Below are 12772 nucleotides of genomic sequence, written 5' to 3' on the forward strand. Positions count from 1 at the left end.
GACATGATGACCGGTTATCAGGCAATTTATCAGCGCTATAAACAGCAAATCCTGGCCGGCAACCTTAAACCCGGGGAAAAAGTACCGGCCATCCGGGTACTGGCAGCAGATTTGGGCGTAGCTAAAAAAACCGTTGAAACGGCATATAACATTCTGATTGGCGAGGGGTATTTAGTCAGCAGAGGTGCGCGCGGTACTGTCGTTAACCCGGATCTGAAAGTGAAACCCGACGCCAGGAAAACGGAAAATAAGGTTGACGATCATAAACTGCAGCAACTGATAGATCTGCGCGATAATCCCGGTCTTTTCCGTCTGGGGATACCGGCGCTGGATGAGTTCCCATACAAAAAATGGTTGCTGTTATCCGGTAAAGATATCCGCGCTATGCGCCCGGCGCACATGCTGACACCGCCGGTGATGGGCTATGCGCCACTGCGTGAAGCCATTGCCAACTATGTCAATATATCACGCGGCCTTAATTGCAGCGCCAGCCAGGTGTGTATTACCAGCGGTTACAAACACAGCCTTGCTCTGATCCTGCAAGCGCTGGCCACACGCCACGATAAAGTGGTGTATGAAGACCCCGGTTACTTCTTTGGCCAGAAGTTATTAAAACGCATAGCGGAAAACCTGCACTATGTGCCCGTTGATAGCCAGGGCCTGAACGTTGATTACCTGTTGAACTACCAGCGGGATGCCCGCTTTGTTATTACCACTCCGGCACACCATAGCCCACTGGCAGTAACGTTGTCGCTGCCCAGGCGCCAGCAGTTGTTGCAGTGGGCGCAGGAGCAGCAAGCCTGGATAGTAGAAGATGACTATGATGGCGAATTTCATTACACCAAAAAAGTGCTGCCGGCACTGAAAAGTCAGGACAGTGCAGACAGGGTAATTTATGTCGGTACGTTCAGCAAAACCATCATGCCGGCTATGCGTATCAGCTATATCGTGCTACCCAAAGCACTGATTAACCGCTTTCATGAGACAGCGGAAATCGTTGAAACCAGCCTGCCACTATTACCGCAGCAAATTCTCAGCCGTTTTATTGCTGAGGGGCATTTTTTCAAGCACTTAAAAAAAATGCGCACCCTGTACCAGGCCCGCCGCCAGATGGTGTTAAATGCGCTGCACAGCGTTTACCCGACACAGTTTTATGTTGAACTGACTGATGGTGGCATGCATATAGTGGCGTTTTTAAAAACAGGTAATCAGGACGAACAGCTGGCTGCTATCTGGCAACAGCACCAGCTGCTGGTGTTTCCGCTATCAGCCTGGTACGCCGGTAAGACTAAGCGTTACGGCCTGGTTATTGGTTATACCAATATTCAGTCAGAGCAACAGGCAACAGAAGCGCTGCGCCTGCCGTATGATCAGACACTGGAGATACTCGGACGGTAGCTTAGTTAGCTAAAACAGGTGTGTCCGGTTAGAGTGAATAACATCAATGCACAACTCAGATGCTGACAACAATGCGACACAGATGCTAACGTCATATACTGATATATCGTATTTTCCAGGTGTGAACATCTGTGCCGCTTGCAGGATATCTTTACCAGCAATTAGACACATTACGGAGACGCATACACCATGCTGAGATTACTGCTCTTGCCAGCTTGCTTCATTGCAGTGCTGCCGCTGTATGCCAGCCCGCAGCTGAAATGGTGCGCCTGGGAGTTTCCCGGCAGCGTTAGTTTTAATAACCCCGCCAGGGAAGCCGAAGGGGTCACTGTAGATTTTATGCGCGAACTGGCCAGGCGTGCTGGGTTTGAGCTGGCAATCAGCAAAGCCACGCCGCCGGGGCGCTGCATAAAAGAGCTTGGCGATGGCAGCAGCGATTTGGTGGTCGGCCTTATCAAAACCGGTGAAGGCCGGCAAGACATAGATTATATCCCCTACGGTGCCCGTCATCCTGACCGGGTGTATTTAGCGGCGGATGATAACCGTAAGCTGGAGCAGGTAGCAGAGCTATCGACAATGACTCTGGCTGCTATCCGTAATTTTGGTTTTCACCCGGACGTTACTGTGGTGATAGATGCTATGCCGCCACACCAAATTATACGGGTTAACTCGGTATATTCTGCACTGGAAGTGGTGGCAAAAAAACGGGTGACAGCGGCGCTGCTGCCCTCTACGTTAGTCAGTGCTGTGCTGCAGGAGCACCCGCAACTTAGAGAAAAAATTCGCGAAGTCAGCTTTCCGGTCAGCATTGTTAAACCGCAGCGCACCTATATCGGTCTGAGTAAACACTGTCAGTGCCCGCAGCTAACTACCGCCATTCAAACCAGCCTGCAGCAGATGACGGCAGATGGCAGCATTAAGGCGATTTATGGCGACAGAATTATTCCGCTGTTTTAACCCCTAAAGCCGGTATTTGCCTGTGCCGGCTTTATTCAAAGCTGCTTTGTCTGTTCAACGCTTTTACAGCTAAACGCCTGGCGGAGTAACGTAACCGTTGGGCTTTGGGCGCTGTTATCTACGCGGTACAACATGCTGTAATCCTGCTCATCCAGCGGCGCCATTGTGATATCGCTCAACCGGGTAACCAAAGCCGGTATGGTATTGCTATGTCCGACTATCAATACCGGTTGCGAATGGCTCGCCAGTTGCTGTAACAATGCACCGGTATCGCGCGGATCGTACAGCGACACCTTTAATTGCTGGCTTTGCGCAACCGCTGCCGCGGTTTGCTGCGTGCGCTGATACGCTGTTGCATACACGGCTTCCAGTTTTACATCGGCCAGATAGGCAGCCAGTGCCTGTGCACGGGCCTCACCGCATACAGTCAGCGCCGGGTCGGCCCCGCCAGGCTGCTTTTCAGCATGCCTTACCAGATAAAACGTATTGGCCGCCACGTCAAACGCCTGTAAGGTGAGCAAAACAACAGCTAAACGGCGCAGTTTAAACAACATCACGTTCTCCATTTACCGGCATGCGATATAACACCGCATCAGTATCACCCAGCGCATCACGATGCATGTAACGTTTCACAAACTGCATACCAAGCTTACGCATGACACCGATAGAGCCAGTGTTATCCGGCATCGCGATAGCTGATAACCACATCACCTGTGGCTTATCTGCCAGTACTGCGCTTGCTATCGCCTTTGCAGCCTCACTGGCATAGCCCTGGCCCCAATACTGCCGCTTTAAACGCCAGCCAATCTCAACATCCTCAGTACTGGGTGTGCTGGTATTAAACCCCATAGGCCGGATCAATACCCAGCCCAGGTAAGCATCATCACTACGCCGCCTTAGCTGCCATATACCATAGCCGAGAACAGGGTTACGGTACATATTCATTCTTGGCAGCATCACCTGAACGATAGTTTGCATGGCGGTACAGCGACCGCCATTGATAAAGCGCATCACTTCTTCGTCCTGATCGACGTCAAATAACAACGTAGCGTCGTCTTGCGACATCAGCGCATACTTCAGCCGCTCACTTGCAGCAATTTGCAGTGTCATTTATTTATCCTTAACGTTATTGGTTGCACGGCTATATCGGCGAGCCTGGCGGCAATGCCTTAGGCACAAACAGCGGTTGCCAAAGACCAGTCTGCAGATAGCCCTGCCACTGACTGTGCAATAGCTGCAGCCCGGCATCATCCTGTTTGCGTAACCAGGCAGCTAATGTGGTCAGCTGCGCCTGTAGCTCTGCTCTGGCTTCCGGTGCCAGCTCTTTAGCGGTAAGGCTTTGCATCAACTGGTAAAATGCTACATGTGCTACCCGCTGTTGCAGCTGCGGCTGATTTTTTACCGCCTTGTATTTAATGGTAGCGTTAAGTACTGCCTGCAATACCGATTTAAGCTGGCCTGAAGCACTGATGCGGTTTAACCGCTGCGGATGCAGCACAAACTGCAAGGTGTGGTTGGCAGAGGCTTCTGCTGCTGATAAGGGGTCAAACGCCAGCCCGAAGCGGCCTTTAAAGCTTTCCCTGCTATCGGCATCGCCAAAGGCTTTTGGTGGGATAAGTGTTAACAGCGTATCCGGCAGTGCCAGATACTCAGGCGTCAGCGTAGCAAGCAAGGCTTCAAGTGCCTGTTGCTGCATATTGTTATCTACCCAGCGCAGCCCTTTGGGCGTGTCGTAGTCGCCTTTTAGCTCGTATTCATAATAAGCGCCGCCAAGCAGCTTACTGACCGCTTCAACCTGATAACGCTGCAGCAAATAAATTGGCACCAGTGCTTCCTGTAACGATGACAGCGGCTGGTCGCTATCAATATTCGCCAGGCCAAAGTTGGCAAGCGCCGCTTTACGCACCTCGCCCAGACGCTTAAGCTCGGCCACAGCATCGGCGCCATTATCCCACAAGTGGCCAACTGCGCTTAAGCCACCTGCTGGCCGGGCATCCTGATCTGCCATAAATTGCAAACCACCGGCACGGGCGGCACGCACCAACCCGGCTAACTGCTGCACATTGTAATCGCCATAACCGTATGCAATGGCATAGTTGTCCCACTCGCCCAGCCCTTCACGGTAGGCCTTATCGAGGCTGATATTGCCATCGCGTAAATCAACCTGCGGGTGCGGGTAGTCCATCACTGTTGCGCGGCCATTGCCACTGCCGGCAAAATTATGAATAAGCCCCAGCGTGTGGCCAACTTCATGCGCCGACAATTGGCGGATACGCGCCAGCGCCATGGCTTTTTGTTTACTGACATCCGCCTTATCCACTCCATAAGGTGCAGTTAAGCCGGTCGCGATTAAAAAGTCCTGCCGCACCCGCAATGAGCCAAGCGTAACATGACCTTTAATAATTTCGCCGGTACGCGGATCGGTGACACTGGCACCATAAGACCAACCGCGGGTAGCACGGTGCACCCACTGGATCACGTTATAACGCACATCCATAGGATCAGCATCTGCCGGTAAGTCTTTTACCTGAAATGCATTTTTATAACCGATTTGTTCAAAGGCACTATTCCACCACATTGCACCGTCAATCAGCGCTGTGCGCACCGGCTCCGGCACGCCGGGGTCGAGGTAATAGACTATTGGCGCTACCGCTTCGCTAAGCACGGCTGAGGGATCTTTCTTTTGCAGCCGGTGGCGCGGCAGCAACCGTTTCACAATAGGCGCACCAAAGTCTGTGCCGTAATCGCGGTATTCGGTATTCCAGTAGCCGGAATACGGATGAAACGCCCGGCTCTGGTAGCCCGGCTCGGGTAAGGCAATCAGTGAGTGATGCAGGTGTACCGTAATCGCATCGGCTGAAGGCGCTACCTGACGCACAAATTCACCGGCATTGTCACCTGCGTATGTGACTAAAGCTTCAAGTTCGGTATTGCGCTCAAACGCTTTACTACGGGGTAAATATACGCCGCTGCGGTTGCTATCCGGCTTAAAGTCGCCTTGCTTTTGTTTCGCCAGGCTCGCGCTGATTTGATGAATGTCGCTTTGCAAAAAAGCAGTGTAATCCACCAGTACCCGTCCCGGCTCTGCGGCTACCACCGGCAAGCCGGCAATCACTGAACTGGCAAAGGCTTCTTCTGCACTGGCGCGCTCTGCACTGTTGTCTGATTCAGCGCGGTAGTAGGTATTAAGCTGTTTTAGCAGCACTTTACTGCCAAAACGTTCAAACTGCACCAGCCGGGTTTCACCCAGCTGGCCACGATCCAGACCAATGTCGTTAGACCCCATGCCACGCGGCAAAGAGCTTTGAAAAATAAACGGCTGTTCCAGCTTATCGATCAACAGATAAAGCTTATCCTGGGTAGCATCATGGTAAAAATCAAAGTAGCCGCGTTGATGCGTCATACCCCGGGTGTAATCGGCCACAGTAACGGCTGTTTTCGCTGCACTGGTTTTGGCGTTACTGCCACTATCGGCAGCCTGCACTGCGCCAGCCAAGGGCAGTACCAATATCAGGCACAACAACACCTTAGAAGAATAGGTTTTCATCGGCTTTCCTGTTATCCGTCCAGCACATTCAGCTATTTGCTAACATGCTAAGTTACAAAGGAAAACCACTATATAACGTTCGTTGCTGCCTGAAAAGAAATCAGTACAACCAAAGGTTATTGCCTGACTTTTATCTCGTTGTTAACGGCATGGGCACCGGCGGTGTTAAGTGCTGTCCGCTCTGCCAGCATACGCTGCTCTTCGGTATCGACTTCACCTTTTAGCGTGACATCGCCTTTGCGGGTTTCTACATGGAAGTTAAACTTGCTCAGCTTGTCTTCCTGCTGCAGCGCCTGCTGTACAGCGCTTGACACCTCAATATCATCCGCCACGCCATCTTCAATCATCACGCGCTTTTCCGGCATGCCGGTTTTTTCGTTAATGACATCTTTTTCGCAGCCTGCTAACGCACTGCCCAGCACCAGCAGTGCCGACAGGGCCAAAACGGGTTTTGCTAACGTATTCATAATTCGCTCCTTGGTGAAGGTAATTGTGATACTGCTGTAACCGTTTTAAGCATGGCACAGAACACTGAACAGGGCCTGACTCACTGCCACTGACTTGGCAACACAAGAGAACCCGGCATGGTGACGCCGGGTGCTGTTTTGATATGAAAAACTTATTTACCCGGCAACATACGCTTGAGTGTGCTATCCCGCCGGATATAGTGATGAAACAAAGCGGCAACGGCATGCAGACCAATCAGCGCATAACCAACTTTACCTGCTGTTTCATGAATTTCTTTCACGGTTTTCGCCAGCTCTTTGTTTTCAGCGGCCAAAGCCGGTAATTCCAAGCCGAAAAATGGGATCGGTTTGCCGCTCAGGCTCAGAATAAACCAGCCAGCAATTGGCAGGCCCAGCATCAACGCGTACAAAGCCAAATGCACTACTTTTGCCAGCATGGCCTGCCAGTTGGCAATAGCCGGTGTAATAACAGGTGCTTTGCCACTGCTAAAACGGACAAAAATTCTTATCAGCACCAATAGCAGCACCGACAGCCCAAGCATAAAGTGCCACATTTTCATCGCTTCGCGCGGTTCACTGCCTCGCGGGTAAATACCTTTTAATTCAATCACAGCGTAAACTGCGGCTATCAGCAGCACCATCAACCAGTGTAACGTGATAGATAACCGGTTATAGCGCTCCTTTGTGTTTTTAAACCCCATAGCATCCTCGTAACAATGGTTTTGTAATTATTGCCTGGTTACATTGCAGTCACCTGCAGCTGCCATATTTTCGCCAGATTATTCTGACATAATGTTGTGTTATTAACCTTAAAGATTTCTTAAGCAAGCACCGCCGACAATGTTATGCTGCTTTATCAGGGTTGAAATAAATAATTTAAGGAGGTTTTATCATGCGCGCGCTTTACTGCATTTTCGTACTATTGATGCTTACCGGTTGCGACAAAAATGAAGTGGGTGATGTGTCGCTGGGTATTTTCACCACCAAGGATATTAAACTTGATGCCGTTGCCGATCCGGTGGTAACCGGGGTTACCTGTCATGTAGCTAGCATTGAAGCTAACCTCGATTTATCAGACCCTTCAGACAGCTCGCTTGCCTGCCGCCAGACCGGCCCAATTACCGCTGATATGATTGCGCAAATAGATAAAAGCAAAAATGGTGAGGTACTGTTTACCAAATCCAAAAGCATCTTTTTTAAAACCATGAAAATACGGCGGATTTTCGATGCCGAAAACCAGACATTGATGTACCTGTCGTACTCAACCAAAGAAACCTCGGGTAGCTTTAAACACAGTTTGTCGACAGTGCCGCTGTGGGATACAGAGGCTTACGGCGCAGTAAAGGCTCAACCTTAATACCTAGTCTGATATCAACATCAGCTAAGTGATGTTATAAAAAACCCGGCATCAGAGCCGGGTTTTCAGTTATAACGCAATTTATTTGTCAGCGTGTAATTAAGTTTGTGACTAGTGAGTATTAGACTTACACCCTTGATAATTGATGATTAATTGCGCAGCCCTCACTTTTCATTTACCTTAAAAATCAGCTATACGCTAACAAACTTGTTAGCCGCCAATTGCTCAGGAATAGCGCGATTATCTACGCCACAGATCGCGTAAAAAAAAAGGATTTGTAATGGTCAATCAAACACTTCTGCTGGCAGTAACAGGGTTGTCTCCTCAGGTTGTCACAGAAACCCTTTATGCCATAGCGCAACAAGGGCTGGAATGGCCTGACCGAATCCTGATCCTCACCACCAAACGCGGCAAGCAGGAAGCTCGCTTAGGTTTATTGGTTTCCGGTCAATTGCTCGCGCTGTGTCAGGAAGTCCAGCGGCCTGTGCCAGCCTTCAGCGAACAGGACATTCTGGTGATCCCGGACGCGGCAGGCAATGCAGTGGACGATGCCCGCACGTTGGAAGATCAGGAAGCCCTGGCCGACTTTATAACAGCTCAGGTCGCAACCCTCAGTGAAAACCTTAATCAACGTATTCACGCCTCTATTGCCGGGGGTCGCAAGACAATGACCTTTTACCTGGGCTATGCCATGACCTTATTTGGCCGCCCTTTTGACCGGCTCAGCCATGTGCTGGTGTCTGAGCCGTACGAAGCCATCCCCGATTTTTATTTTCCTACCCAGCAGAGTAAACGTATTGTCGCGCGGGACGGCAGCCAACTAGATGCCCGTGATGCTGAGGTAACACTGGCAGAGATCCCCTTTATCAGCCAGCGCAGTATGGTCAGCAGTACCTTACTGCAACAATTCAGCCGGGTGTCTTATATCGAGCTGATTCGTTTACTGCAATTGGCGCAGCAACCCGGCCAACTGCAACTGAAGTTTTGTCACCAGCGGCACCAGCCGCAGGTTTGGCTGAATGACTTATGTCTGGATTTCAGTAAACGCAAACTGGAGTTTGCTTTTTGGGCCATGATCGCCAGGCCTCGCAGCCCTGACGAGGATGTCAGCATCGAACGGCCGGTAGATGAGCTCAGTAAAGCGCTGGTCACTAAGTTGTATCTGGCCGAACTGGCTGAAATGGCTGGGTTACAACTCGACAGCCGTCAGCTCAGCCAAAGCCTGGAACTTTTGTACGACCACGATCTGCTGGAGCAAAAAACACTGGAATCGCTGCTCAGTAATGATGGAGTCAATGGCAGCTTTTTTGATACCCGCCGCACCAACTTAAAAGAGTTCCTGTATAGCCAGCTGCCATCAGCACTGACCGAAGTACTAATGCCAGCCATTATTCAGCGACCCGACGGCCGCAAATTGCAATTTGGCCAATCCAGCCAACGCGGCAGTTATGGCATGTGGTTAGCGCCAGCACAAATTCAGATGTAGCCCACTTTAAACATTAACGGGGAGGACTAATGCGGATTCATTTATTGGTGGTTACAGGCCAGGCTATGGCCAACTTATTACCTTTGTTGCAAAACCCGCCCGATGTTATTGCCTGCCTTACCACCAAAGAAATGGCGGCCAAGCAGCAGGCGCTGCACAAATTAATTCAAAGTACTGAAACCTTAAGCCGCTGCACTGTGCTCGACTTTGCCGGTTTGCCCTCTAGCAATGTGCAGAAAATTCAGGAATTTGGCCTGGAATGTAAAGCTAGCCTGGAGCAGCAGTACCCAAATGCCCGCTTTGATTTTGACACCACAGGCGGCACCAAACTAATGGTACTGGCACTGGCCACAGTGTTTAACGACAGCGATTGCCGCCAGCTGTATTTAAACAGTGACGTTAACCAACTGGAATATATTTTGCCGCTTAACCAGCCACCGGCTTATGTTGCAGGCTTGCTTGACAGCAGCGCCTACCTGAAAGCCACAGGCCATAGCCGGCGCCGTGCCCAGTCAGACCAGCCAGAATGGCTGGAACAACTGCTGCACTGCAAAAACCTTAGCTTTGCACTGGCTACCCAGCTCAATAAAGAACCCGACCTTACCGCTCAGCTGATAAGCCAAATTAATAAATTAGCTGCCGATGTAGCCAGGCTGCCGGAAGACAACTACCCCGAACAACAGCTGTTTAGCATGCACTCTGCCTTTAAACCTTTATTGGCGCACATGCAGCAATGCGGCTTGCTGCACTGGCAGCCAGACGCCGCCAAAAGCATTCGTTTTACCAGCCACAGTGCACTGCTGTATTTACATGGTGGCTGGCTGGAGCAATATTTTTACCTGGTGTGCCAGCAACTGGAGCTGGCCGACAGCCATGCCGGGGTAGAAATTACCAATGACCAAAACCACAAAGCCAATATCCGCAATGAATTGGACGGCTTGGTGTGTCATAACAACCGCTTATTGCTGGTGGAATGCAAAACCGCCCGTTTAGGTAAAGACAGCCTGAAAGACAGCCAGATTATTTACAAACTCGATAGCATCGCCAGCCAGGTCGGTGGCCAGTATTGCAGCCGGGTGCTGCTTTCAGCCCTGCCGGTAAACCACCAAACGCAGGGCCAACATAAAGTCTTTGTCCGCGAAAACGCCTTAGCCCGCGATATCCATGTGGTAGAAGCGGCCGAGCTATTACAGCTCAAAGACAAATTAGCTCAATGGCAACAAAAAGGCGTCTGGCCAAATAGTGGAGCACAAGCACGATGAAACTAAACGCTATGTCTGTTAAAAACCTGCTGGGTTATATAGTGACGCCGCTGATGCTGATTAGTGTTGGCTATTTTGTCAGTATTTTGCAGGATTATCTAAAGCACGCGTTGCCGTATAACGCGACGCTTGCTGTCGCTGCCGGCCTGTTACTGGTGTTACTTGTCGTTCTGACAAGCATTACTTATACCAAACAAAAACACCACAGTGGCACCAAACAATCTGCCGACAACTTAGGGGTTTTTATTCTACGAAGCTGCGTGTTAATTATCCTGGCCATTTTACTGGGCACCATGATTGGTTTAGCGGGTTATTTAGTACAGCTGTTTTTGAAAACCGACATAAACCAACACAACCTCAGCGCAATATTGATTGTTATATTGGGCCTGATGGCGGTAGCTGAATACATAAGCTACCGTATTCAATCGGCTTTTTATTGGTTGGCTGCCGGCTTTATCTGTTCAGTTATTAGCTACTGGCTACCGACGTTGGCCAACTGCTTATTTCTTGTCATCATCACACTATATAGCCTGAAGCTGTTTTATGTGATCAGTCGTCATTTAATCCAACCCTACAATAAATTGTTCAGCCAACAGCCAAGCCCTAAAACACATTTGCTGCTGTTTTTATCCCCATTGGCACAGCACTATCGGAAAACCAAGGACGGTACGGATTTTCCCTTGCTCAACGAAATACAAAACAACGCATCAGAGTGGGAAATAATGGACACAAATATGAAGTCCTATAACCCCATAATTAATTGGGAAATGCCCTTTAGAGCTATTTATAGCCAGCTATTTCCAGCATCAGGCCACCCCAGCAAGTTACAACAAGTGATTGTTGCCCTCTCCGCACCGTCGACCGATAAAAACGGCAAAGCGCTTGAAGGAAGTGCTGCGATGATTACGGAGTTTGTAGAAAGCCTGCAAGCACTGCTGAAGCTGTGGAAGTTTAACCAGCCACTTCAACTTAAGTTATTGATAATGTGTGAAAACACCTCAGACAAAAAATTTACTCTCTGCGAGTTTTCAGCAAGTGGTGACTATAAAAAACGCGGTATCAATAGTGCAAATTTTGAAGACACCAGTGCTGCTGTGTTTTTTGCCGTTCATACCCTGATACAACAACAGGTTACTGAGTCTGACATTGTGATTGATATTACCGGCTGGCAAAAACACACCTCTGTCGCCGGTGCCCTGGTGGCGACAGTGACCGATGTGCATAACCAATACATAGATACCAACAGCAAAGAAGTGACTAACTACGACTTTACCTTTAATGACTTTACTAAACTGACTTAACCCCTAGCCTAAGCGTTGGGCCTGACTTGCCATAAGGCACAGGCCCACAGCGGAAGATCGGGTGGCTGGCAATGCAGCAACAGTGGCAGTGCCAGCAAAACACTGATTACTTCAACGCGGTTAAAGCGGTTTAAAAATAGCAGCAACTCAATGCGCATGGCTGTTGACCTATCAAAATAAATCATGCCAACAGCTTACTGACTGTTGCTTCACCTTCAGCGCGCACAAACTTGTGTTTACGCTATATAAACCAGACCTATAAATCGAATTAAAATTCGAACAGTGCCCGTTATAAACGGACAGTGATCAAACCAGGAATTGGCTCTGATATCGCCAAGTTTACTGGGTCTTAATCCCGTCATAACCGGGCAGTGATTAAACAGAAGCAAGCTTAGCAAAAAATGAAGCTCTTATGTCTTAATCCCGTCATAACCGGGCAATGATCAAACAAAGACTGCTCCAAAAAGCGCGAAAATGCTGAGTCTTAATCCCGTCATAACCGGGCAGTGATCAAACACTACCTACAGCAAATTCCACGCAGGCAAGTTGTCTTAATCCCGTCATAACCGGGCAGTGATCAAACCGGTACGTTCAGCGAAGCGAAAGAAAGCTTTGCGTCTTAATCCCGTCATATCCGGGCAGTAATCAAACGGCTATTTTGCAGTAGTGGCTGTTGGCACTGTGTCTTAATCCCGTCATATCCGGGCAGTGAGCAAACTTCCCCGCTTTGAGGCAGGGAACGAGCATTGGGCGTCTTAATCCCGTCATATCCGGGCAGTGATTAAACATCAGCCAACAACAATGTTGGGCGATACGAAGAGTCTTAATCCCGTCATATCCGGGCAGTGATTAAACAAGTGAGCTGCCCAGGATTGATCGGCAGCATATGTCTTAATCCCGTCATATCCGGGCAGTGATTAAACGTAAAAATGATCGTAGCTGTAGCTTTATCTTTGTCTTAATCCCGTCATATCCGGGCAGTGATTAAACATCAGCC

Annotated in this window: 12 protein-coding genes; 6 read left to right on the forward strand and 6 right to left on the reverse strand. The window is 49.6% G+C overall.

All coding sequences use genetic code 11. The features are described from left to right. Together VIN66_RS04245 and VIN66_RS04250 are read left to right on the forward strand one after the other, a co-directional pair. Positions 1 to 1398: PLP-dependent aminotransferase family protein (locus tag VIN66_RS04245; protein WP_331922833.1), on the forward strand; the 1398-nt coding region annotated here is incomplete at its 5' end. A gap of 189 nt (positions 1399 to 1587) precedes the next feature. Continuing rightward, positions 1588 to 2355 carry a substrate-binding periplasmic protein gene (locus VIN66_RS04250; RefSeq protein ID WP_331922834.1) on the forward strand — a complete coding sequence of 256 codons (768 nt, stop codon included), beginning with the start codon at positions 1588 to 1590 and terminating at the stop codon, positions 2353 to 2355. A 35-nt stretch (positions 2356 to 2390) separates the two neighbouring features. Here the strand turns inward: VIN66_RS04250 and VIN66_RS04255 are convergent, their stop codons facing one another. The 5 genes from VIN66_RS04255 to VIN66_RS04275 form a co-directional block, all read right to left on the reverse strand. After that, complete coding sequence (locus VIN66_RS04255) at positions 2391 to 2909, reverse strand: phosphoglycerate mutase family protein (RefSeq protein ID WP_331922835.1); 519 nt, start codon at positions 2907 to 2909, stop codon at positions 2391 to 2393. Continuing rightward, entirely contained in the window at positions 2899 to 3465 is a 567-nt protein-coding gene (locus VIN66_RS04260) for a GNAT family N-acetyltransferase (protein WP_331922836.1), read from the reverse strand. The genes VIN66_RS04255 and VIN66_RS04260 overlap by 11 nt, the downstream gene beginning before the upstream one ends. Before the next feature lie 31 nt (positions 3466 to 3496). Continuing rightward, the gene (locus tag VIN66_RS04265; RefSeq protein WP_331922837.1) at positions 3497 to 5902 is read right to left on the reverse strand and encodes a zinc-dependent metalloprotease; all 2406 of its coding nucleotides are present in this window, start codon (positions 5900 to 5902) and stop codon (positions 3497 to 3499) included. 116 nt (positions 5903 to 6018) lie between these two features. Then, positions 6019 to 6369, reverse strand: a complete 351-nt coding sequence (locus tag VIN66_RS04270; protein WP_331922838.1) for a BON domain-containing protein — start codon at positions 6367 to 6369, stop codon at positions 6019 to 6021. Between the two features lie 152 nt (positions 6370 to 6521). Next, a complete protein-coding gene (locus tag VIN66_RS04275; RefSeq protein WP_331922839.1) occupies positions 6522 to 7070 on the reverse strand; it encodes a cytochrome b in 549 nt (182 codons plus the stop codon). A 191-nt stretch (positions 7071 to 7261) separates the two neighbouring features. On the opposite strand from VIN66_RS04275, the gene VIN66_RS04280 reads away from it, so the two are divergent. From VIN66_RS04280 to VIN66_RS04295, 4 genes are all read left to right on the forward strand, one after another. Further along, positions 7262 to 7726 (forward strand): CreA family protein, encoded by a 465-nt coding sequence (locus VIN66_RS04280; protein WP_331922840.1) that lies wholly within the window; start codon positions 7262 to 7264, stop codon positions 7724 to 7726. A gap of 280 nt (positions 7727 to 8006) precedes the next feature. Then, on the forward strand, positions 8007 to 9212 hold the full coding sequence (gene csm6, locus VIN66_RS04285) for a CRISPR-associated ring nuclease Csm6 (protein ID WP_331922841.1): 1206 nt from the start codon (positions 8007 to 8009) through the stop codon (positions 9210 to 9212). Positions 9213 to 9241: 29 nt separating this feature from the next. Further along, the gene (locus VIN66_RS04290) at positions 9242 to 10474 is read left to right on the forward strand and encodes a Card1-like endonuclease domain-containing protein (protein WP_331922842.1); all 1233 of its coding nucleotides are present in this window, start codon (positions 9242 to 9244) and stop codon (positions 10472 to 10474) included. A gap of 293 nt (positions 10475 to 10767) precedes the next feature. After that, positions 10768 to 11775 (forward strand): hypothetical protein, encoded by a 1008-nt coding sequence (locus tag VIN66_RS04295; RefSeq protein WP_331922843.1) that lies wholly within the window; start codon positions 10768 to 10770, stop codon positions 11773 to 11775. 8 nt (positions 11776 to 11783) lie between these two features. Here VIN66_RS04295 and VIN66_RS04300 read toward each other — a convergent pair whose 3' ends face one another. Then, entirely contained in the window at positions 11784 to 11933 is a 150-nt protein-coding gene (locus VIN66_RS04300; RefSeq protein ID WP_331922844.1) for a hypothetical protein, read from the reverse strand. Positions 11934 to 12772: the final 839 nt, after the last annotated feature.

The organism is Rheinheimera sp. (assembly GCF_036568245.1).
Classification (GTDB): Bacteria; Pseudomonadota; Gammaproteobacteria; order Enterobacterales; family Alteromonadaceae; genus Alishewanella.